Source organism: Streptosporangium sp. NPDC048886, from assembly GCF_055586905.1.
In genome coordinates, this window is record NZ_JBVJHH010000007.1 from 193,226 (window position 1) to 213,191 (window position 19,966).

23 protein-coding genes are annotated in these 19,966 nt (G+C 71.2%); 4 read left to right on the top strand and 19 right to left on the bottom strand.

Annotated features, from left to right (window positions below; genetic code table 11):
- Positions 1-9: 9 nt before the first annotated feature.
- The 7 genes from ACZ6R6_RS10945 to ACZ6R6_RS10975 all read right to left on the bottom strand — a co-directional run bounded on the left by ACZ6R6_RS10945 (position 10) and on the right by ACZ6R6_RS10975 (position 5,072).
- On the bottom strand, positions 10-615 hold the full coding sequence (locus tag ACZ6R6_RS10945) for a response regulator (protein ID WP_470092191.1): 606 nt from the start codon (positions 613-615) through the stop codon (positions 10-12).
- Positions 612-1,757, bottom strand: coding sequence for a sensor histidine kinase (locus tag ACZ6R6_RS10950; protein WP_470092193.1), 1,146 nt, complete (start codon positions 1,755-1,757; stop codon positions 612-614). Before ACZ6R6_RS10950 ends, ACZ6R6_RS10945 begins: the two co-directional genes overlap by 4 nt.
- A complete protein-coding gene (locus ACZ6R6_RS10955; protein ID WP_470092195.1) occupies positions 1,754-2,488 on the bottom strand; it encodes an ABC transporter permease in 735 nt (244 codons plus the stop codon). The genes ACZ6R6_RS10950 and ACZ6R6_RS10955 overlap by 4 nt, the downstream gene beginning before the upstream one ends.
- A complete protein-coding gene (locus tag ACZ6R6_RS10960; RefSeq protein WP_470092196.1) occupies positions 2,488-3,372 on the bottom strand; it encodes an ABC transporter ATP-binding protein in 885 nt (294 codons plus the stop codon). The genes ACZ6R6_RS10955 and ACZ6R6_RS10960 overlap by 1 nt, the downstream gene beginning before the upstream one ends.
- A 92-nt stretch (positions 3,373-3,464) precedes the next feature.
- The gene (hisG, locus tag ACZ6R6_RS10965) at positions 3,465-4,310 is read right to left on the bottom strand and encodes an ATP phosphoribosyltransferase (protein WP_306868900.1); all 846 of its coding nucleotides are present in this window, start codon (positions 4,308-4,310) and stop codon (positions 3,465-3,467) included.
- 60 nt (positions 4,311-4,370) lie between these two features.
- Entirely contained in the window at positions 4,371-4,634 is a 264-nt protein-coding gene (locus tag ACZ6R6_RS10970; protein WP_012892448.1) for a phosphoribosyl-ATP diphosphatase, read from the bottom strand.
- A gap of 102 nt (positions 4,635-4,736) precedes the next feature.
- Positions 4,737-5,072: a hypothetical protein gene (locus tag ACZ6R6_RS10975; protein ID WP_470092198.1), complete on the bottom strand. Its 336-nt coding sequence runs from the start codon at positions 5,070-5,072 to the stop codon at positions 4,737-4,739.
- Between ACZ6R6_RS10975 and ACZ6R6_RS10980 the strand changes: the two genes are divergently transcribed.
- Complete coding sequence (locus ACZ6R6_RS10980) at positions 5,026-5,250, top strand: hypothetical protein (RefSeq protein ID WP_470092200.1); 225 nt, start codon at positions 5,026-5,028, stop codon at positions 5,248-5,250. The two genes, ACZ6R6_RS10975 and ACZ6R6_RS10980, sit on opposite strands and share 47 nt — an antisense overlap.
- 71 nt (positions 5,251-5,321) lie before the next feature.
- Here the strand turns inward: ACZ6R6_RS10980 and ACZ6R6_RS10985 are convergent, their stop codons facing one another.
- On the bottom strand, positions 5,322-5,819 hold the full coding sequence (locus tag ACZ6R6_RS10985) for a MarR family winged helix-turn-helix transcriptional regulator (RefSeq protein WP_470092202.1): 498 nt from the start codon (positions 5,817-5,819) through the stop codon (positions 5,322-5,324).
- A 275-nt stretch (positions 5,820-6,094) separates the two neighbouring features.
- Between ACZ6R6_RS10985 and ACZ6R6_RS10990 the strand changes: the two genes are divergently transcribed.
- A complete protein-coding gene (locus ACZ6R6_RS10990; protein WP_470092204.1) occupies positions 6,095-7,009 on the top strand; it encodes a slipin family protein in 915 nt (304 codons plus the stop codon).
- A 142-nt stretch (positions 7,010-7,151) separates the two neighbouring features.
- On the opposite strand, the gene ACZ6R6_RS10995 is transcribed toward ACZ6R6_RS10990, so the two are convergent.
- The 11 genes from ACZ6R6_RS10995 to ACZ6R6_RS11045 form a co-directional block, all read right to left on the bottom strand.
- Positions 7,152-8,849: a DEAD/DEAH box helicase gene (locus ACZ6R6_RS10995; RefSeq protein WP_470092206.1), complete on the bottom strand. Its 1,698-nt coding sequence runs from the start codon at positions 8,847-8,849 to the stop codon at positions 7,152-7,154.
- Positions 8,850-9,215: 366 nt separating this feature from the next.
- Positions 9,216-9,581: a metal-sulfur cluster assembly factor gene (locus ACZ6R6_RS11000; RefSeq protein ID WP_306868891.1), complete on the bottom strand. Its 366-nt coding sequence runs from the start codon at positions 9,579-9,581 to the stop codon at positions 9,216-9,218.
- Positions 9,578-10,015 carry a Fe-S cluster assembly sulfur transfer protein SufU gene (gene sufU / locus ACZ6R6_RS11005; RefSeq protein ID WP_470092208.1) on the bottom strand — a complete coding sequence of 146 codons (438 nt, stop codon included), beginning with the start codon at positions 10,013-10,015 and terminating at the stop codon, positions 9,578-9,580. The genes ACZ6R6_RS11000 and sufU overlap by 4 nt, the downstream gene beginning before the upstream one ends.
- 19 nt (positions 10,016-10,034) lie before the next feature.
- Positions 10,035-11,294: a cysteine desulfurase gene (locus tag ACZ6R6_RS11010; RefSeq protein WP_470092210.1), complete on the bottom strand. Its 1,260-nt coding sequence runs from the start codon at positions 11,292-11,294 to the stop codon at positions 10,035-10,037.
- Positions 11,294-12,025, bottom strand: a complete 732-nt coding sequence (gene sufC, locus ACZ6R6_RS11015) for a Fe-S cluster assembly ATPase SufC (RefSeq protein WP_306875674.1) — start codon at positions 12,023-12,025, stop codon at positions 11,294-11,296. The genes ACZ6R6_RS11010 and sufC overlap by 1 nt, the downstream gene beginning before the upstream one ends.
- A 44-nt stretch (positions 12,026-12,069) precedes the next feature.
- Positions 12,070-12,387: a non-heme iron oxygenase ferredoxin subunit gene (locus ACZ6R6_RS11020; protein WP_306868887.1), complete on the bottom strand. Its 318-nt coding sequence runs from the start codon at positions 12,385-12,387 to the stop codon at positions 12,070-12,072.
- A complete protein-coding gene (sufD, locus tag ACZ6R6_RS11025; RefSeq protein ID WP_470092211.1) occupies positions 12,384-13,502 on the bottom strand; it encodes a Fe-S cluster assembly protein SufD in 1,119 nt (372 codons plus the stop codon). Before sufD ends, ACZ6R6_RS11020 begins: the two co-directional genes overlap by 4 nt.
- Positions 13,502-14,914: a Fe-S cluster assembly protein SufB gene (gene sufB / locus ACZ6R6_RS11030; RefSeq protein ID WP_470092212.1), complete on the bottom strand. Its 1,413-nt coding sequence runs from the start codon at positions 14,912-14,914 to the stop codon at positions 13,502-13,504. The genes sufD and sufB overlap by 1 nt, the downstream gene beginning before the upstream one ends.
- Positions 14,911-15,705 carry a helix-turn-helix transcriptional regulator gene (locus tag ACZ6R6_RS11035; RefSeq protein WP_470092351.1) on the bottom strand — a complete coding sequence of 265 codons (795 nt, stop codon included), beginning with the start codon at positions 15,703-15,705 and terminating at the stop codon, positions 14,911-14,913. Before ACZ6R6_RS11035 ends, sufB begins: the two co-directional genes overlap by 4 nt.
- A gap of 104 nt (positions 15,706-15,809) precedes the next feature.
- A complete protein-coding gene (locus tag ACZ6R6_RS11040) occupies positions 15,810-17,045 on the bottom strand; it encodes a multidrug effflux MFS transporter (protein ID WP_470092214.1) in 1,236 nt (411 codons plus the stop codon).
- 349 nt (positions 17,046-17,394) lie between these two features.
- Complete coding sequence (locus ACZ6R6_RS11045) at positions 17,395-18,066, bottom strand: VOC family protein (protein WP_470092216.1); 672 nt, start codon at positions 18,064-18,066, stop codon at positions 17,395-17,397.
- 180 nt (positions 18,067-18,246) lie between these two features.
- Here ACZ6R6_RS11045 and ACZ6R6_RS11050 point away from each other — a divergent pair, with 180 nt between their 5' ends.
- Entirely contained in the window at positions 18,247-19,155 is a 909-nt protein-coding gene (locus tag ACZ6R6_RS11050; protein WP_470092218.1) for an ABC transporter ATP-binding protein, read from the top strand.
- A 94-nt stretch (positions 19,156-19,249) separates the two neighbouring features.
- The gene (locus tag ACZ6R6_RS11055) at positions 19,250-19,966 is read left to right on the top strand and encodes an ABC transporter permease (RefSeq protein WP_470092353.1); all 717 of its coding nucleotides are present in this window, start codon (positions 19,250-19,252) and stop codon (positions 19,964-19,966) included.

Here is a 19,966-nt window from a genome sequence, read left to right on the forward strand (position 1 = left end):
CGGTCCGGGTCAGAGCCAGCCCTGGGCCTGGGCGTGCTGGACGGCCTCCATGCGGTTGCGGGCGCGGGTCTTCCGGATGGCCGAGGACAGGTAGTTGCGGACCGTCCCCTCCGACAGGTGCAGACGCGCGGCGATGTCGCCGATGGTGGAGCCGCCGGCCGAGGCGGCCAGGACGTCGCGCTCGCGGGGGGACAGCGGGTTGGGCCCCGCGCTGAGCGCCATGGCGGCCAGTCCGGGGTCGACGACCCGCTCCCCGGCGCGGACCCGGCGGACGGCGGCGGCGAGCTCGCGCGCGGGACTGTCCTTGACCAGGAAGGCCGCCGCGCCCGCCTCCATCGCCCGGCGCAGGTAGCCCGGCCGGCCGAAGGTGGTCAGGATAACGATGTGGCAGCCGGGCAGGGCCTCGCGGATCCGCGCCCCGGCGGTGATGCCGTCGCCCCCGGGCATCTCGATGTCGAGCAGCGCGACGTCCGGCCTGGTGCGGAGCGCCACGGTGAGCGCCTCCGGCCCGGAGGCGGCCTCTCCGACCACCTCGATGTCGGGCTCCAGGCCCAGCAGCGAGGCGAGCGCCCCGCGGACCATCGCCTGGTCCTCGGCCAGCAGGACCCGGATCACGTCCCCGCCTCCCCGGCCGCCGGGACGGCGACCCTGAGCGCGAAGCCGTTCTTCCGCGGCCCGGCCGACACCGTCCCGCCCACCGCCTCCACCCGCTCGGTCAGCCCGTTCAGCCCGCTGCCCGGGCCGTACGGCGCCGCCCCGCGTCCGTTGTCCACGATCTCCAAGGTAGTGGCCCGCCCGTCATGGGTGATCTCGATCTCGCAGTGGGTCGCCCGCGCGTGCCGCATGACGTTGGTGGTCCCCTCGCGCACCGCCCAGCCGAGCAGCCCGTCCAGGGCTCCAGGTGGCGGCGTCCCGGCCAGCCGGACCGTCACCTGCGTCCCCGCCGCCTCCAGCGCGGCGCGCGCCCCGTCCAGCTCCGCCGAGAGGTCCCGTTGCCGGTAGCCGCTGACGGCCTCGCGCACCTCGACCAGCGCCTGCCTGGCCACCGTCTCGATGTCGCGGATCTCCGTCACGGCGCGTCCGGAGCCGTTCTCGGCCAGCCGCCCGGCCAGCTCGCTCTTCAGCACGATCAGCGACAGGCTGTGGCCGAGCAGGTCGTGCAGGTCCCGGGCGATCCGCAGCCGTTCCTCGCCCGCGGCCAGCCGCGCCACCTCCTGCTGCGCCCGGCGGAGCCGGACCACCAGTATCCGGGTGCTGCGCACGCTCATGAACAGGACGCCGAGGGTGACGACCTGGAAGACGAGCACCAGGGTGCTGGCCGGGTCGTGCTCGTACAGCAGGCCGGCCAGCACGACGACGACGCCCATCGCAAGCATGGCGAGCGTCGCCGGCAGGGGAGCCAGCGCCATGCTGTAGACGACGGTCGTGTAGACCGGCAGGCTCAGCCAGCTCCCGCCGAACAGGAAGGGCAGGCAGACGGCCAGGACCGTGGTGGCGCCCATGAAGCCGTAGGTCAGCGGGGACAGCGCGCCGTACTCCCGCGGGGACAGCGCGGTGGTGAGGAAGCAGGCGACGTAGGCGACCAGCCCGAGGGCGCCCCAGAACGCCTCCGCTCCGGTCAGCTCGCCGCTGACGATGTCCAGCACCGGGAAGCACAGATACACCAGGCCGACGGACATCCCCGCCAGCCGCCGCCGGCGGGACGGGCGCTCGTCCATCCCCGTCCCGCCGAACGTGAAGACCGGGTCGATCCTCATCCCCGTACGGTGGCCCGGCGGTAGGCGACCAGCGCCACGGCGCCCAGCGCGACCGCCCAGGCGCCGACGGTCAGGGCGTCGGACAGCGGCACCCCGTGCCCGGCGATGACGCTCTGCCCCATGTCGGCGTAGCCGAAGGACGGCATCACGTGCGCGACGGCCCGCATCGTCGAGGGCAGGGTGTCCACCTGGAACCAGAGCCCGCCCAGGGCCGCCAGCCCGAACGTCCCGATTATCGCCACGGGCTGCCCGGTGTCGGGCGGCAGCAGCGATCCGATGGTCAGCCCCAGGGCGGCGAACGGGACGGCTCCCGCCCACATCACCAGGATCAGCGCGGCCCACCGCCCCGGCGGGAGCGAGACGCCCTGGGTGAGCACGGCGGCGGCGCAGACGAGCAGCATGGAGGGGAGCACCAGCAGCAGCGCGGTGACCAGCTTGGTCATGATGATCGTCCGGTTGGCGAGCGGGGTGACCTGCAGCTGGCGGAGCCAGCCGCTCCGCCGTTCCTGCGCCCACGGTACGGCGGTGCTCATCATCGAGGCGGCCAGCGCGCCGTAGGCGCTCATCGAGACCATGAGGGCGGCGCTCGCCCCCGCTCCCCCGGCTCCGTCCCCGCCGCCGTAGAGGCCGGCGGACATCAGGTAGAAGGCGACGGGGAAGGCCACCACGAAGATGACGTAGCGCTTGTTGCGCAGCATCCGCAGCGCCTCGATCTTGATGTAGCCGGGCATCACACCTCCTGGGTGAGCGTGAGGAAGGCGTCCTCGAGGTCGGCACCGGTGATCCGCAGGTCGCGGATGTCCAGCGAGGTGCCCCTGTAGAGGGCGGTCACGGTGGCGTCGGGGTCGGCGGTGCGCAGCGTGGCCAGACCCGCGTCGAGCTCCACGGCGGTGACCCCGGGCAGCGCGTCCAGCCCGGCGGCGGCCTGCCCGCCCAGGGCGAAGCGGACCGTCTGCCCGCCGGCCCCCGCCTTGATCTGCGCGGCGGTGCCGTCGGCCACGACCCGGCCCCGGGCGATCACGATGACCCGGTCGGAGTGCTCGTCGGCCTCCTCCAGGTAGTGGGTGGCGAACAGCACGGTCCGGCCCCCGGCCGCGTAGGCGCGCATGCCCTCCCAGAACCGCAGCCGCGACTCCACGTCCATGGCCGCGGTGGGCTCGTCCAGCACCAGCAGCCGGGGGGCTCCGGCGATGGACAGGGCGAACCTGACCCGCTGGGCCTGGCCGCCGGACAGCCTGTCGGCGCGCCGCCGCGCCAGGTCGGTGAGGTCGGCCGTCCGAAGGATCTCCTCGAGGCCGAGCGGCCGGGGGTAGAGCCGCCGGACGAAGTCCACCAGCTCGCGGACGGTGAGCTCGGGGATGAGCTCACCGCTCTGCAGCATGGCGCCGACCTCGCCCCGGGCCGCCGCCTCGTCCGGCGGGCTCCCGAGCACCTCGACCCGTCCCCGGGTCGGGCGGAGCAGGCCGAGCAGCATGCCGATCGAGGTGGACTTTCCGGCCCCGTTGGGGCCGAGCAGGGCGACGGTCCGGCCGGCCTCGACGGTGAGGTCGAGGCCGTCGACGGCGAGCACGTCCCCGTATCTCTTGCTCACGTCGGTGAAGGCGATGGCGTTCATGCGCTCAACGCTAGAAGCGCTCGGCTGCCGCCGTCAGTGTCTGTGATCCGGGTTCGGCGGTGACATTTGTCAGATCGGAGACGGGGCGCCGCTCAGAGGCGGCAGGCGAAGATCGCGGTGACCAGGATGGCCTTGGCGCCGATCTCCCAGAGCTGGTCCATCACCTGCTGGTGCCCCTTGCGCGGCACCATGGCGCGGACGGCGACCCAGCCCTCCCGGTGCAGGGGGGAGACCGTGGGGCCCTCCATGCCGGGGGTGAGGGCGATGGCCTCCTCGATCCGCTCGACCCTGATGTCGTAGTCCATCATCACGTAGTCGCGCGCCACCAGCACGCCCTGCAGGCGGCGGACGAGCTGCTGCAGCCCCGGGCTCTGCGGGCCGTCGACCTGCCTGATCAGCACGGCCTCGGAGCGGGCGATCGGCTCGCCGAACACCTCCAGGCCCATGTTGCGCAGCGTGGTGCCGGTCTCCACGACGTCGGCCACGGCGTCGGCCACGCCCAGCCGGACCGCGGTCTCGACCGCGCCGTCCAGCTTGATCACCCGGGCCTCGATGTCCTGCTCGACGAGGTAGGACTCCAGCAGGCCGGCGTAGGCGGTGGCGATGCGCTTGCCCTTGAGGTCGGCGACGGAGGAGAACCCGCCCGGGTCGGCGGCGAAGCGGAAGGTCGACTTGCCGAAGCCGAGCGGCAGGATCTCCTCGACCTGCGCGCCGGAGTCGCGGAGCATGTCACGGCCGGTGATCCCGGCGTCCAGGGTGCCCTCGCCGACGTAGACGGCGATGTCCTTGGGGCGCAGGAAGAACAGCTCGCAGGAGTTGTCGGGGTCGACGACCACGAGCTCCTTGGTGTCCTTGCGCGCGCGGTATCCGGCTTCTTTGAGTATCGTCTGGGCGGCCTCGGTGAGGGCGCCCTTGTTGGGGACGGCGAGACGCAGCATGGCGTGGAGATTCCTTACGTGGATGTTGGTTCCTACGAGGCTGGAGCCGGGCGCACCGGTTCACAGATGCTTGTAGACCTCGTCCAGCCCGATCCCTTTCGCAATCATGAGAACCTGCACGTGGTAGAGGAGCTGGGAGATCTCCTCGGCGGCCCGCTCGTTCGACTCGTGCTCGGCCGCCATCCAGCTCTCGGCGGCCTCCTCCACGACCTTCTTGCCGATGGCATGGACCCCGGCGTCCAGCGCGGCCACGGTCCCCGATCCCTCGGGACGGGTGCGCGCCTTGTCGGACAGCTCGGCGTACAGCTCTTCGAAGGTCTTCATGATCTCTCTCGGCATCGTCGGATGTGCCCTCCCAGACTAATGGGCCGCCGGGCCCGCGTGGATGCGCGTCCACGCTCTGGACATGGATTGGTGATCTACGGGTCATCCGTTGACGCAGTGGAGCACCGGGCCGGCGGCCCGCCGCACGAGCTCCGGCTTGCCCGTCCACGGCTCCGTGCTGTCGCTGACGACGGCCACGGCGCCGTCCTGGACCGTGAGCAGCCGGTCGGCGTAGGCGCGGCGCAGCGCGTACCTCAGCGGCTCGTGGCGGCCGTCGCCGGCGGGGGCGGCGAAGGGCTTGCCGTCGGCCCGGGTGACGCCCTTGCGGAGCTTGAGCTCGTAGGTCTTGTCGCCCGTCCAGGCGCCGCTCTCGGCCGGCCAGGGCGTGAACTTGTCCGTCTGGGGGTCGTACAGGAACAGCGTCTCGTATCCGCCCAAGAACCGGTACTACTACAAGCACAAGAACCACTGGGACTGCGTCGGCGAGCATCTCACCTGCTCCAAGGAGCAGCGCGGGGCCTACGGCTACTCGATGAACCACGCCCCGCACAGCCGCAAGCTCAGGTGCGTCTTCTGGACGGACGCCTACCGCTGGAAGCCGGTCCGGACGGGCTAGGCGGCCCGTCTGCCATCTCACGGAGAGCCGCATCGGTCTCCGGCGCTCACATGCCGACGCGCCGGCGGGGGTCACGGGGCGGGCGGGTGGCCCTCCCGGGGTGCGCTGTTCCAGACCGGGAGGGCGAGCGCCGCGTCCATGCGCCGCAGCTCGTCGCGGTGCAGCGCGCTCAGGCGCGCCAGGACCCGCTCCCCCTCCGCCGTCAGCAGCACCCGCACCGCCCTGCCGTCGCTCGGGTGCGCCTGCCGCGCCACGAGTCCCTGGCCCTGCGCCCGATCGACCAGCTCGACCACGCTGTGGTGGCGCAGCTGGAGCCGGTCGGCGAGCTCCCGCACGGTCGCCCACTCCCGGTCGGGAAACCCCTTCAGGACCAGCATCAGCTGATACTGCTGCGGAGTGAGGCCGTTCCTGCGCACCATCTCCTCGCCGAGACGCAGATAGCGGCGGATCCCGGAGCGGAAACGGGCCAGCGCCTCGAAATCCTGCTTCGTCAGGGGCTCGAACGCCGCACTCTCGCCCTCAACCGCCTCCGCGACATGCCGAGGCTGCCCGGGCTCTCGATTCACCACGGCACAAGCGTATCGTGACACGACATATCGGCGGCGCGGCGACGCCCCCGCCCACCCCTCCGGGACGCACTCCGCGACGTCGGCCCCATTCCATAAAATGGACATATCGGATATTTATATCGGGCTACGATAGAAAAGTCCGGATGGGCGGAGACGAGGAGACCCCGCCCGGCGGACGGACATCTCCGGGAGGTGTGTCGTTCATCGGCCCACGGCGCCTCCGGCCGCCGGGAGCGCCGGATCAGTGGGATCGGTGGCAGACATGGGAGGATGAAATGACCACTTTCGTCATCTCCACGCTGGCGGCGATCCTCGCGCTGGGCGCGGTAGGGCTCAGGGCGAGCGTACGGATCGTCAAGCAGTTCGAGCGGGGCGTCGTCTTCCGGTTCGGGCAGGTCCGCCCCGAGACCCGCGGCCCCGGGCTCGCCCTGATCGCGCCGATCGCCGACCGTCTGCACAAGGTCAACATGCAGATCGTCACCATGCCGGTGCCCGCACAGGACGGCATAACCCGTGACAACGTGACGGTTCACGTGGATGCCGTCATCTACTTCCGGGTCATCGACCCGATGCGTGTGACCGTCGACGTCCAGGACTACGAAGCCGCCATCCGTCAGGTCGCGATGGCCTCGCTCCGTTCGATCATCGGCAAGAGCGACCTGGACGACCTGCTGTCCAACCGGGAGCGGCTCAACCAGGGCCTGGAGCTGATGATCGACAGCCCGGCCGTGGGCTGGGGAGTGCACATCGACCGTGTCGAGATCAAGGACGTGGCGCTGCCCGACTCGATGAAGCGGTCCATGTCGCGGCAGGCCGAAGCGGAACGTGAACGGCGCTCCCGCATCATCACCGCCGAGGGCGAGCTGCAGGCCTCGGAGAAGCTGGCCCAGGCCGCCGAGACGATGGCCGCGCACCCCGCCGCGCTGCAACTGCGCCTGCTCCAGACCGTCGTCGAAGTCGCCGCCGAGAAGAACTCCACCCTCGTGCTGCCCTTCCCCGTCGAGCTGCTCCGCTTCCTGGAACGGGCGACACCCGCGGAGACCGGCCAGGCCGCCCCGGAGGTCGCTCCCGACTCCGCTGCGGACTCCGTCCCGGACCCCGCTCCGGCGCTGCCGGCCGGTCTGTCGGCACCGGCCGACCAGCAGTTCCTCGACCGGACCGCGCATGACGGCGTAGGAGCCGAGCGGTAGGTTCCGCCACGCCCTCGCCATCCGGACGCCGCCCGGGGCGCGGGTCCCCGGGCATGACGGAGGGGCCGGTACGGCTACTGCCGTACCGGCCCCTCCGTCGGTCAACCGGTGGATCGGCCGCCGTGGCGGCCCGCAGACGTGATCAGCGGCCGTGACCGCCCGTGCTGTGCCCACCCTGGCGCCCACCGCGGAAGCCGCCGCCGCGCGCGGCGCCGCGGCCGTCACCGCGGCCCTCGGAACGGCCCTCGGCGCGGAACGGCTCGCCGCTGCGGTAGCCGCCGCCCTGGCGCTCACCTGAGCGGTAACCGCCGGAACGGTCGCCGCGGAACGGCTCGCGGTCGCCCGCGGGACGGTCGGAGCGGTAACCGCCGCCGGAGCGGTCACCGCGGTAGCCGCCGCCGGAGCGGTACTGGCCGCGCAGGTCGCTCACGTTGCCGCTGCCACCGCGCTCGCCGCCGCGGCCCTCGTCGCCGTAGGAGCGCTCGCGGGGCTGGTGGCCCTCGCCGCCGTGGCCGGGACGGTCACGGAAGCGGCGCGGACCCCGGCCGCCGCCGTTGCCGCCGAACCCACGGCGCTCGCGCTGCTTGGCGGCCGGAGCCGAGGGCTCCCAGACCGGGATCGGCTCGCCACTGGGCTGGCGGGCGCCGGCGACCTCCTCCAGACGCGGGTGGCCCGGGGTGGCCTTGAGGCGGAAGGGCTTGATGCCCGCGCGGCGGGTCATCGCGTCGGTGGAGCGGCGCTCGTTGGGGAGCACCAGCGTCATGACGGTGCCCTTCTCCCCGGCGCGGGCGGTACGGCCGCCGCGGTGCAGGTAGCTCTTGTGGTCCTGCGGCGGGTCGACGTGCAGCACCAGGCTGATGTTGTCGACGTGGATGCCGCGGGCCGCGACGTCGGTGCAGACCAGGACGTTGATCGCACCTTCCTTGAACTCGGCCAGGATGCGGGTGCGCTGGTTCTGGCGCTTGCCGCCGTGCAGGCCGCCGGCCTTGATGCCGACCTGGGCCAGCTGCTTGCACAGGCGGTCCACTCCGTGCTGGGTGCGCACGAAGATGATGGTCCGGCCCTCACGGTTGGCGATCTCGGCGGTCACCGGGAACTTGTCGTCGCGGTGCACCTCCAGCACGTGGTGCTCCATGGTGTCGACCGAGGAGGCGGCCGGGGCCATGGAGTGGGTCACCGGGTCGGTGAGGAAGCGGCGGACGAGCTTGTCCACGTCACCGTCGAGGGTGGCGGAGAACAGCAGGCGCTGGCTGTCGGCCGGGGTCTGCTGCAGGATCGCGCTGACGACGGGGAAGAAGCCCAGGTCGCACATGTGGTCGGCCTCGTCCAGGATGGTCACCTGGACCTCGTCCAGCGTGCACTCGCCCTGCTGGATCAGGTCGGTCAGCCGGCCCGGAGTGGCCACGACGACCTCGACGCCGCGGCGCAGCGCCTCGATCTGCCGGCCCATGGACATGCCGCCGACGACGGTCTTCATCCGCAGGGACAGGCCGCGGCCGAGCGGCTCCAGCGCGTCGGTCACCTGCATGGCCAGCTCACGGGTGGGCACCAGGACGACGGCGAGGGGGCGGCCCGGACGGGCCTTGCCGCCGGCGATGCGGGCCATCATGGGCAGGCCGAAGGCCAGCGTCTTGCCCGAGCCGGTCTGGCCGCGGCCCAGGACGTCGCTGCCGGCGAGGATGTCGGGGATCGTCGCGCGCTGGATGGGGAAGGGGCTGTCGATGCCCTGGCGGGAGAGCCCGGTCACCAGCGGCTTCGGCAGGCCGAGGAGGGTGAACTCGGACGGCCCGGCGGGAACCTCGGGGATGTCGGTGATTTCGGGCAGGGCAGCGTCAAGCATGGTCACGAAGGTTCGTGCCTTTCGATAGAAGAACGGGGGCACGTCACTTCTGCGAAAGGACGAGCCTGGAACGCGCGGCCTGAGGCCGCGCTCGATCAACGCCCGATTTGGGGGCGGTGGTGCGGTGCAAGTCGAGGCGCACCGCACGGGGCGGGTCTAGCTTACCCGCACGCAGTCAAACCACGATCAAGCATACCCGGCCTTCGCAGCGCCAGGTGATCCGGGGCGTCCGACATGACGTGGACGCTTGTCCGTTGATGGAGGCAACACTCCGGGCCGGGCTTTTCTTCCCGGCTCCGGGCATCCTCTCACACAATTCAGCACGGCCCGCACCAGTCAGGTGCGAGCCGTACCGGAAAAAGGGGGTCAGACGTTGAAGCCGAGCATGCGCAGCTGCTCGCGCCCGTCGTCAGTGATCTTGTCCGGGCCCCACGGCGGGAGCCAGACCCAGTTGATCTTGACGTCGGAGACCATGCCGTCCAGGGCGGAGTGCGCCTGGTCCTCGATGACGTCGGTCAGCGGGCAGGCCGCGCTGGTCAGCGTCATGTCGATGGTGGCGATCGGCGGGGCGCCGGCCTCGGCGGCGTCGAGGTTGACCCCGTAGATCAGCCCGAGGTCGACGACGTTGATGCCGAGCTCGGGGTCGACCACGTCCTTGAGGGCCTCCATGACCTCGTCAAGGGTCGTCTCCCCGTCATACGCCGCGGTCGGCGTCTCAACAGGCTTGCTCATGTAGAACTCCTCACAACCGCGTCCTTGTAGGCCATCCAGGCCAGCAGCGCGCACTTGACCCGGGCCGGGAACTTGGCGACCCCAGCGAACGCCACCGCGTCCCCGAGGACCTCCTCGTCCGCCTCGATCTGGCCCCTGCTCTGCATGAGCCGGGTGAACTCCTCCACCACGGCGAGCGTCTCGTCCACGGTCGAGCCGGCGGTCAGCTCGTGCAGCACCGAAGCCGCGGCCTGGCTGATGGAGCAGCCCTGGCCGTCGTAGGAGACGTCCTCGACCTTGCCGCCGTCACCCAGCTTCACGCGCATGGTGATCTCGTCACCGCACGTCGGGTTCACGTGGTGGACCTCGGCGTCGTACGGGTCGCGCAGGCCCCGCCCCTGGGGGTGCTTGTAGTGCTCCAGGATCAACTCCTGGTACATGGACTCGGCGATCATCTCAACTGCTCCGGCATGGCTAGGCGAACACCTTCTGCACGTGGTGGAGGCCGCGGACCAGGGCGTCGATCTCGGCCGGGGTGTTGTAGAGATAGAAGGACGCCCGCGTGGTCGCGGGAATCCCGAACCTCAGGTGCAGCGGGCGGGCGCAGTGATGCCCCACGCGCACCGCCACGCCGAAGTTGTCATCCAGGATCTGCCCAACGTCGTGCGGGTGAATCCCCTCGAGAGTGAACGACACCGTGCCACCGCGCCGCTCCAGGCTCTCCGGGCCGATCACCTTCAGGCCGGGGATCTCACCCAGCGCGCCGAGCGCGTAACCGGTGAGCTCCCGCTCGTGCTGGACGACGGCGTCCATGCCGATCGCCGACAGGTAGTCCACCGCGGCGCCGAGCCCGATGGCCTCGACGATCGGCGGAGTGCCCGCCTCGAACTTGTGCGGCGCGGGGGCGTAGGTCGAGTGGTCCATCCAGACCGCCTCGATCATCTCCCCGCCGCCCATGAAGGGGGGCATGGCCTCGAGCAGCTCCCCGCGGCCCCACAGCACGCCGACCCCGGAGGGACCGACGACCTTGTGCCCGGTGAAGGCCAGGAAGTCCACGCCGAGCGCGGCGACGTCCACCTGCTGGTGGGGCACCGACTGCGAGGCGTCCAGCATCATCAGCGCCCCGACCTGGCGGGCCCTGGCGAGCACCTGGTCGACCGGGTTGACCGTGCCGAGCACGTTGGACTGGTGCACGATCGAAACGATCTTCGTGCGCTCGGTGACCAGCTCTTCGAGGTTCGACAGGTCCAGGCGGCCCTCGTCGGTGACCGAGAACCACTTCAGCGTGGCGCCGGTGCGCTGCGCGAGCAGCTGCCACGGCACGATGTTGGAGTGGTGCTCCATCTCCGAGATCACGATCTCGTCGCCGGGCCCCATGCGGAACCTGGGATCGTCGTTGCCGGGGTTGCCGAAGCCGTAGGCCACCAGGTTGAGCGCCTCGGAGGCGTTCTTGGTGAAGACGATCTCGTCGCGGCTCGGCGCGCCGATGAAGGCGGCGACCTTGTCGCGGGCGTTCTCGTACGCCTCGGTGGACTCGGCGCCCAGCGCGTGCATGGCACGGCCGACGTTGCTGTAGTGCATGGCCAGGTGCTCGCGCATGACCTCGATCACCTGGGTGGGCTTCTGCGCGGAGTTGCCCGAGTCGAGATAGACCAGCGGCCGTCCGCCGGGCAGCTCGCGGGAGAGGACCGGGAAGTCCTTCCTGATCCTCTCCACGTCAAAGCCGGTGTTCATCACACGGATGCCTTCGTGTATGCCTCGTAGCCCTCGGCCTCGAGCTTGTCGGCGAGCTCGTGCCCACCCTGCTCCACGATCCGGCCGCCCGCGAAGACGTGGACGAAGTCCGGCTTCACGTAGCGCAGGATGCGGGTGTAGTGGGTGATGAGCAGGACGCCGGTCTCGCCGGCGGCGCGGAAGCGGTTGATGCCCTCGGAGACCACGCGCAGCGCGTCGACGTCCAGACCGGAGTCGGTCTCGTCGAGCACGGCGATCTTCGGCTTGAGCAGCTCCAGCTGGAGGATCTCGTGGCGCTTCTTCTCACCGCCGGAGAAGCCCTCGTTCAGGTTGCGCTGGGCGAAGGCGGCGTCGATGGACAGGGCGTCCATGCCGGCCTTCAGGTCCTTGGCGAACTCGCGGAGCTTGGGGGCCTCGCCGCGCACGGAGGTGACCGCCGAGCGCAGGAAGTTGGAGACGCTGACGCCGGGGACCTCGACGGGGTACTGCATGGCGAGGAACAGGCCGGCGCGGGCGCGCTCGTCGACCGACAGCTCCAGCAGGTCGACGCCGTCCAGCAGGACCTGGCCGCCGGTGACGGTGTATTTCGGGTGACCGGCGATCGCGTAGGCGAGCGTGGACTTGCCCGAACCGTTGGGGCCCATGATGGCGTGGGTCTCGCCGGCCCTGACGGTCAGGTTGACGCCGCGCAGGATCTCCTTGTCCTCGACGGCGACGTGCAGGTCACGGATCTCAAGGGTGGATCCCGAGCGGACTCGGCTCGAATCAGACACTGTTATGACTCCTTCGAGAGCGAGACGAGGACGTCATCGCCGTCGATCTTGACGTGGTAGACGGGGACGGGCTTGGTGGCGGGCGGGCCGGTGGGCTTGCCGGAGCGCAGGTCGAAGCACGAGCCGTGCAGCCAGCACTCCAGGGTCTCGTCGTAGACCTCGCCCTCGCTGAGCCTCACCTCGGCGTGGGAGCAGACGTCGTGCAGGGCGAAGACCTCTGCGCCCCGGCGGACCAGGGCGACCGGGGTCTCCCCCACCTCGAGTCCGATCACGCCGTCATCGGGGATGTCGGTGACCTTGCAGACCTTCTCGAACGTCACTTCTCCAACTCCGCCTCAACCTTGCCGAGCACCCGCTCACGCAGCTCGGGAAGCTCGATCTTCTCCAGCAACTGCGCGAAGAAGCCGCGGATGACCAGGCGGCGCGCCTCCTCGAACGGGATGCCGCGGGCCTGGAGGTAGAAGATGTGCTCGTCGTCCAGGCGGCCCGAGGCGCTGGCGTGCCCGGCCCCGGCGACCTCACCGGTGAGGATCTCCAGGTTCGGCACCGAGTCGGCGCGGGCGCCGTCGGTGAGCAGGAGGTTGCGGTTGAGCTCGTAGGTGTCGGTGCCCTCGGCCTCGACCCGGATGATGACGTCGCCGATCCAGACGGCGTGCGCGGCGTCGCCCTGCAGCGCGCCCTTGTAGACGACGTTGCTCTTGCAGTGGGGCTGGGAGTGGTCCACCAGCAGGCGGTGCTCCATGTGCTGGCCGGCGTCCACGAAGTAGAGGCCGGTCAGGTCGGCGTCGCCGCCGGGGCCGCTGTAGGAGACCGACGGCGACAGCCGCACCAGGTCGCCGCCGAGGGTGACCACGAAGCTGCGGAAGGTCGCGTCCTTGCCGAGCAGGGCGTGGTGGTGGGAGACGTGCACGGCGTCGTCGGCCCAGTCCTGCAGGCTGATGACCTTGAGCGTGGCGCCCTCGCCCACGACGAACTCGACGTTGTCGGCGTAGACCGCGCTGCCCTGGTGGTCCAGGACGAAGACGGCCTCGGCCATCGGCTCCAGCCTGACCAGGATGTGCCCGTAGGCGGCGCCCTCGCCGGAGCCGGTGAGGGTGATCACGGTCGGCTTGGAGGTGACGGCCTCGCGGGGGACCGTGATGACGGTCGCCTTCTCGAAGGCGGCGAAAGCCTGGGCGCTGACCCGGTCGGCGGGCACGTAGGCCTTGCCGATCCGCTGGTCGTCGCGGCCCACGGTCTCCACGGTGACCTCCGGGGCCGCCTCGACGTGGACCAGCACGGAGCCGCCGGCGGCGGCGCCGGTGTGCAGGCCCTTCAGGCGCGACAGCGGCGTGAAACGCCACTCCTCCTCCCGGCCGGTGGGGACCGGGAAGTCCGCCACGTCGTAGGAGGCCTTCTCGTGGAGGGTCGACAGGGGCTTGGTTTCGAGACCCATCAGCCGACGGCCCCTTCCATCTGCAGCTCGATCAGGCGGTTCAGTTCGAGGGCGTACTCCATCGGGAGCTCGCGCGCGATCGGCTCGACGAAGCCTCGCACGATCATCGCCATCGCCTCGTCCTCGTTCAGACCACGGCTCATCAGGTAGAAGAGCTGGTCGTCGGAGACCTTGGAGACGGTGGCCTCGTGTCCCATGGAGACGTCGTCCTCGCGCACGTCCACGTAGGGGTAGGTGTCGGAGCGGCTGATCTGGTCCACCAGCAGCGCGTCGCACTTGACGGTGCTGGCGCTGCCGTGCGCGCCCTCCTCGATCTGGACCAGCCCGCGGTAGGAGGTGCGGCCGCCGCCCCGGGCGACGGACTTGGAGATCACGGTGGAGCTGGTGTTGGGCGCGAGGTGCACCATCTTGGCGCCGGCGTCCTGGTGCTGGCCCTCGCCGGCGAAGGCGACGCTCAGCGTCTCGCCCTTGGCGTGCTCGCCCATCAGGTAGACGGCCGGGTATTTCATGGTGACCTTGGAGCCGATGTTGCCGTCGATCCACTCCATGGTCGCGCCCTCGTAGGCCACGGCGCGCTTGGTGACCAGGTTGTAGACGTTGTTCGACCAGTTCTGGATGGTCGTGTAACGGCAGCGGGCGCCCTTCTTCACGACGATCTCCACGACCGCGCTGTGCAGCGAGTCGGAGGAGTAGATCGGCGCGGTGCAGCCCTCGACGTAGTGGACGTAGGAGTTCTCGTCCACGATGATCAGGGTCCGCTCGAACTGGCCCATGTTCTCGGTGTTGATCCGGAAGTAGGCCTGCAGCGGGATCTCGACGTTGACGTTCGGCGGCACGTAGATGAAGCTGCCGCCGCTCCACGTGGCCGTGTTCAGCGCGGCGAACTTGTTGTCGCCGACCGGGATCACCGTGCCGAAGTATTCCTTGAAGAGCTCCTCGTGCTCCTTGAGCGCGGTGTCGGTGTCGACGAAGACGACACCCTTCTCCTCGAGGTCCTCACGGATCTTGTGGTAGACGACCTCGGATTCGTACTGGGCGGCCACGCCGGCGATCAGGCGCTGCTTCTCCGCCTCGGGGATGCCGAGCTTGTCGTAGGTGGCCTTGATGTCCTCGGGCAGCTCGTCCCAGGAGGCGGCCTGCTTCTCGGTGGAGCGCACGAAGTACTTGATGTTGTCGAAGTCGATCCCGCTGAGGTCGGAACCCCAGTTCGGCATGGGCTTCTTGCCGAAAAGGCGCAGGCCCTTCAGGCGAAGGTCCAGCATCCACTCCGGCTCGTTCTTGAGCGCGGAGATATTACGGACGACTTCCTCGGACAGGCCGCGGCGGGCCGCCGATCCGGCAGCGTCCGAGTCGGCCCAGCCGAACTTGTAATTCCCGAGGCCTTCCAGCTCCGGGCGGTCGGTGACAGTCACCTTCCGGTCTCCTTGCTCGATGCGTCATCGATTGTTTCTTGGCGTATGGATGGTCGCGCTCGCTCGGGTGCCCGCGGGTCCGTGGCCCGCTCTCGCGCACCCGGCTCGGCCGCTCTGCGCGGACTCACATGAGTGGTGCACACCCCGTCGCCGTGGGCGATGGTCGCCAGCCGCTGCACCGGAGTGCCGAGGATCTGCGCGAAGGCCTCCGTCTCGGCCTCGCAGAGCTGCGGGAACTCCGCCGCCACGTGCGCCACCGGACAGTGGTGCTGGCACAGCTGCTCGCCACCGAGGCTGGCCTTGCTCGCCGAGGCGGCGTAGCCGTCGGCCGACAGGGCCTCGGCCAGGACGCGGACCCGCTGGTCGGCGGGGACCTCGCGCATCTCCGGCTGCAGCCGCCCGACGAGACCGGAGACCTGCGACCGGGCGAACTCGGCCACCGCGTCCTGGCCCATGCGCTCGGCGAGGAAACGCAGCGCGTTTCCGGCCAGGCCGTCATAGGCGTGCTCGAAGGCGCTGCGCCCGGCGTCGGTTATGGCGAACAACTTCGCCGGCCGCCCTCTTCCCCGCTGACCGCGGGGCCGGGCCGTACGGGGCTCGATCATCCCGTCGGCCAGCAACGCGTCCAGGTGGCGGCGGACGGCGGCCGGGGTGAGCCCGAGCCGTTCGCCGAGGGCCGCGGCGGTGATGGGGCCGTGTTCCAGGATGAGCCGGGCGACACGCGCGCGTGTGCTCCGCTCGGCGGACACGCCGGAGAGCCGCGCGACGGCGGTCTCCTCGGTGCCCGGCATCTGGTTCACGTATTTCACAACATCAGTGTGGCGTAATTCCTTCCCCGCATACAAACCGATGTCGGGTCCACCGAGATGTCATTTATCACGCAGGTAAGCCTTACCTAACCTGCGGAAACACCGCTCCGGGACTTCCGCAGGCCGGCGAAGACGGCGAAGGAGGCGAGGGTGAGCCCGGCCAGGACGACGGCCATCGGCAGCGCCGTGCCCTCGCCGCCCAGCCCGACCAGGGGGGCCGCGACCGCGCCGATGGCGAACTGCAGCACGCCGGTCAGCGCCGAGGCGCTCCCGGCCACCTGCTGGGGCTGGCCGGCCAGCGCGAGCGCGCCGGTGCCCGGCAGGACGAACCCGGCCCCGCACATCATCACGAACAGCGCGGTGACCAGTACCGCCAGGGGCAGGCCGAGGAGCACGGCGGCCAGCAGCAGCCCCGCCCCGGCCAGGGAGACGGCCAGGCCGATGAGGATCAGCCGCGCGGGGGCCACCGTGCGCCCGGCGAGGCGGCCGCCGATCTGCGCGGTGACGGTCAGGCCGATCGCGTTCAGCGCGAACACCAGCGAGAAGGTCTGCGGCGAGGCGCCGTACACCTGCTGGAGCACGAACGGCGAGCCGGAGATGTAGGCGAACATGCCGCCGAAGCCGAAGCCGCCGGCCAGCGCGCTGGCCATGAAGGAGCGGTCGCGGAGCAGGTGTCCGAAGGTGACGAGGGTGCGGCCGAGGCCGCCGCTCTCGCGCCGGTCGCGGGGGAGCGTCTCGCGCACCCCGAACAGCGCGGCGGCCAGCAGGAGGAGCCCGGCGACGCTCAGCGAGACGAACACACCGCGCCAGGAGGTGTGGGCGAGCAGCTGCGCGCCCGCGATCGGGGCCAGGATCGGCGCGAGGCCGCTGACGAGCATGAGCGTGGCGAAGATGCGGGCGATGGCCGCGCCCTCGTACAGGTCCCGGACGACCGCGCGGACGATCACCAGCGCGGCGCCGCCCGCGACGCCCTGGAGCAGGCGGAGACCGATCAGGCCGTAGACCGAGGGAGAGAACGCGCACAGCAGCGAGGCGGCGGCGTAGGCGGCGATGCCGATCAGCAGCGGCGTCCGCCGGCCGCGCACGTCGCTGAGCGGGCCGGCGACGACCTGCCCGACGGAGACGCCGATGAGACAGGCGGTCAGGGTGAGCTGCACCTGCGACTGGCCGGTGCCCATCTCCGCGGCGATGGCGGGGAAGGCGGGCAGGTACATGTCGATCGAGAGCGGTCCGATCGCTGACAGCGCGCCCAGGATGAGCAGCAGCAGTCCTCTGCGCCGCGCGACCGGCGCGACCTCCGGCTCGACGACCGCCGTGGTCATATCAGCTCCCCCTCACAGGCCACAATGGGCCCGTGCGGGCCAGGGGTTCCCAACCGCGATCAGGTCACTCAAATTCCCATATTTGGGGAGTCACATAAAAAAGATTTACCCCCGCCCGGGAGGGACGACGGCCGCGGATCGGACCGGTGGACCGGCGCCCCGGCCGGCCCGCCGCCGCACCCGGTCCCACACCGACGGACCCTCTGGCCGCCGCCGTACCCGGTCCCACACCGACGGACCGTCCGGCCGGTGGTGCGCCCGGTCCCACACCGACGGACCCGCTGGCCGGTGGTGCGCCGGACCCCACTCCGGCGGCTGCCCGGCCCGGCGGCCACAGGCCCGCCGGATCTCAGACCGGCGGGCCGCCCCGCCCGACGACCGCGAAGACGGCGGACTGCGGGTCGGCCAGCACGGCCGCTGCTCCCCCGGGGGCCGGCGCCAGGGGCACGAGCACGGTGGCGCCGAGTTCTTCGGCCCTCGCCACGGTGGCCTCTACGTCGGCGGTCGCGAAGCAGGCCAGCCGGCGCGACGGCGCGCCCGGCGGCGGCCATGGGCCCGCCTGCGCCGTCCCGGCGACGGAGTGACCGTCCGCCTGCCACTCGGTGTGGCGCCCGTCCACCGCCTGCCACTCGGCACGGTGCCCGCCTGCCACCTGCCACTCGGTGTGGCGCGCGCCCGCGGCGCCGCCGTCCCTGACCTCCCAGCCGAAGACGGCCGGGTGGAAGGACGCGCACGCGGCGGTGTCCTGGGTGAGCGGCCCGTCCCAGGCGAGGGCGCCGGGCTCGGTGGCGGGGTGGGTGCTCCAGGCCGAGAGCGCGCCGTCGCCGCGGCTCGGCCCGATCCCCGCGACGGCCTTCCCTCCCAGCGTGAACCGCCCGCGTCCGCCGGACTCCGGGCGGGGGTCGAACACCGCCTCCCAGCCGAAGATCTCCCGGTAGAACCTGACCGACAGGGTGACGTCTCCACTCGACAGTTCGGCCCAGCACGGGACGCCGGATCCGTAGCCGCTCCGTTCGGACACGCCGAACCTCCTCAAGTCGTGATTCGGTATGGACTCAGCGTTACATGGGCGGCATGAGGCACCTGGCGGCCGATCAGCGACCTTGGCGGGATCCGCCCGAAGCCTTTTACCGGGCATGGGGGGCTCCCAGGGGCCGGTCCGGGGACCTGACCGGCCGGTACAGTCCCTAAACTCGTGGCCATGGAATCCCCAGCCGTCGAGATCATCGATCTGGTCAAGAGATACGGCCGAACGACGGCGATCGACGGCCTCAGCCTCAGCGCGGCCCGTGGCGCGGTCACCGCGATCCTCGGGCCCAACGGCGCGGGCAAGACCTCGACCATCGAGATCTGCGAGGGGTTCCGCCGGGCCGACGACGGCACCGTGAACGTGCTCGGCCTGGCCCCCACCCACCCGGAGCTGCGGGCCAGGGTCGGGGTGATGCTCCAGGCCGGGGGCGTGCCCCCGGCGATGCGCTGCGGGGAGTGGCTGCGCCTGATGGCCCGCTTCCACGCCAACGCGCTGGACCCGGCGGCGCTGCTGGAGCGGCTCGGGCTGACCGAGCACGCCCGCACGCCCTACCGCAGGCTCTCCGGCGGCCAGCAGCAACGGGTGTCGCTGGCCGCGGCCGTCATCGGCCGGCCCGAGCTGGTCTTCCTCGACGAACCGACCGCGGGGCTGGACCCCCAGGCCCGGCACGCGTGCTGGGAGCTGGTCGGCGACCTGCGCGCCTGCGGGGTCGCGGTGGTGCTCACCACCCACCACATGGACGAGGCGGAGAAGCTCTCCGACCAGGTCGTGATCATCGACCACGGCAAGGTGGTGGCCGAGGGCACCCCGTCCTCCCTCACCGGCGCCGAGCGGCAGCTGCGCTTCCGCGCCCGGCCGGGGCTCACCCTCGACGAGCTGCTCACCGCCCTGCCCGCCGGCAGCGCGGCCAAGGAGTCGCCGTCCGGGCACTACATCATCGAGGGGCAGGTCGGCCCCGAGCTGCTGGCGACCGTGACGGCCTGGTGCGCCGCCGAGGGCGTCACCGCCGACGACCTCAGCATCGAGCGCCGCACTCTGGAGGACGTCTTCCTGGAGCTGACCGGCCGGGAGCTCCGATGACCCTTCGCCGAGCACGGCTCGCACCAGACCGCAGGAGAGCACAGTGACGACCCTGGACCTGACCCCCGCCCCGGGGGCCGCGCCGCTGCCCCGGATGGTGCTGGCGCAGACGGGGGCGGAGATCCGGGCGATGCTCCGCAACGGCGAGCAGCTCCTGCTCACGATGATCATCCCGGTGCTGCTGCTCGTGGGGTTCTCGGCCGCGCCGCTGGTGGACGTCGGCGGCGGCTCCCGAATCGACTTCGTCACCCCCGGCGTGCTCGCGCTGGCCGTGATGTCCACGGCCTTCACCGGACAGGCCATCGCGACCGGTTTCGAGCGCCGCTACGGCGTGCTGAAGCGGCTGGGCGCGACCCCGCTGTCGCGGACCGGGCTGATGCTGGCCAAGACACTCGCGGTGGTCGCCGTGGAGGTCATCCAGGTGGCCGTCATCAGCGGGGTGGCGCTCGCCCTGGGCTGGAGCCCCGCGGGTTCTCCCCTGGCCGCGCTCCTGCTGGTCCTGCTGGGCACCGCCGCCTTCAGCGGGCTCGGCCTGCTGATGGCGGGCACGCTCCGCGCCGAGGCGACCCTCGCCGGGGCCAACCTGGTCTTCCTGGTCCTGCTCGGCTGCGGCGGTGTGATCTTCCCCCTGTCGAAGTTCCCCGGCTCGGTGCAGCCGGTGCTCGAACTGCTGCCGATCTCCGCCCTGGCCGGCGGGCTCCGCTCGGTCCTGACCGGGGGCTCCGGTCTGCCGGTGGCCGCGGCGGCGATCCTGGCGGGGTGGGCCGCGATCTCGCTCCTCGTCACGTCGCGGACGTTCCGCTGGGAATGA

What these genes read in the sequence shown, in the direction of transcription:
- ACZ6R6_RS10950 (WP_470092193.1), bottom strand. Translation starts at nt 1,757, where the DNA reads ATGAGGATCGACCCGGTCTTCACGTTCGGCGGGACGGGGATGGACGAG.
- ACZ6R6_RS10955 (WP_470092195.1), bottom strand. Translation starts at nt 2,488, where the DNA reads ATGCCCGGCTACATCAAGATCGAGGCGCTGCGGATGCTGCGCAACAAG.
- ACZ6R6_RS10960 (WP_470092196.1), bottom strand. Translation starts at nt 3,372, where the DNA reads ATGAACGCCATCGCCTTCACCGACGTGAGCAAGAGATACGGGGACGTG.
- hisG (WP_306868900.1), bottom strand. Translation starts at nt 4,310, where the DNA reads ATGCTGCGTCTCGCCGTCCCCAACAAGGGCGCCCTCACCGAGGCCGCC.
- ACZ6R6_RS10970 (WP_012892448.1), bottom strand. Translation starts at nt 4,634, where the DNA reads ATGAAGACCTTCGAAGAGCTGTACGCCGAGCTGTCCGACAAGGCGCGC.
- ACZ6R6_RS10990 (WP_470092204.1), top strand. Translation starts at nt 6,095, where the DNA reads ATGACCACTTTCGTCATCTCCACGCTGGCGGCGATCCTCGCGCTGGGC.
- ACZ6R6_RS10995 (WP_470092206.1), bottom strand. Translation starts at nt 8,849, where the DNA reads ATGCTTGACGCTGCCCTGCCCGAAATCACCGACATCCCCGAGGTTCCC.
- ACZ6R6_RS11000 (WP_306868891.1), bottom strand. Translation starts at nt 9,581, where the DNA reads ATGAGCAAGCCTGTTGAGACGCCGACCGCGGCGTATGACGGGGAGACG.
- sufU (WP_470092208.1), bottom strand. Translation starts at nt 10,015, where the DNA reads ATGATCGCCGAGTCCATGTACCAGGAGTTGATCCTGGAGCACTACAAG.
- ACZ6R6_RS11010 (WP_470092210.1), bottom strand. Translation starts at nt 11,294, where the DNA reads ATGAACACCGGCTTTGACGTGGAGAGGATCAGGAAGGACTTCCCGGTC.
- sufD (WP_470092211.1), bottom strand. Translation starts at nt 13,502, where the DNA reads ATGGGTCTCGAAACCAAGCCCCTGTCGACCCTCCACGAGAAGGCCTCC.
- ACZ6R6_RS11035 (WP_470092351.1), bottom strand. Translation starts at nt 15,705, where the DNA reads ATGCCGGGCACCGAGGAGACCGCCGTCGCGCGGCTCTCCGGCGTGTCC.
- ACZ6R6_RS11040 (WP_470092214.1), bottom strand. Translation starts at nt 17,045, where the DNA reads ATGACCACGGCGGTCGTCGAGCCGGAGGTCGCGCCGGTCGCGCGGCGC.
- ACZ6R6_RS11050 (WP_470092218.1), top strand. Translation starts at nt 18,247, where the DNA reads ATGGAATCCCCAGCCGTCGAGATCATCGATCTGGTCAAGAGATACGGC.
- ACZ6R6_RS11055 (WP_470092353.1), top strand. Translation starts at nt 19,250, where the DNA reads ATGGTGCTGGCGCAGACGGGGGCGGAGATCCGGGCGATGCTCCGCAAC.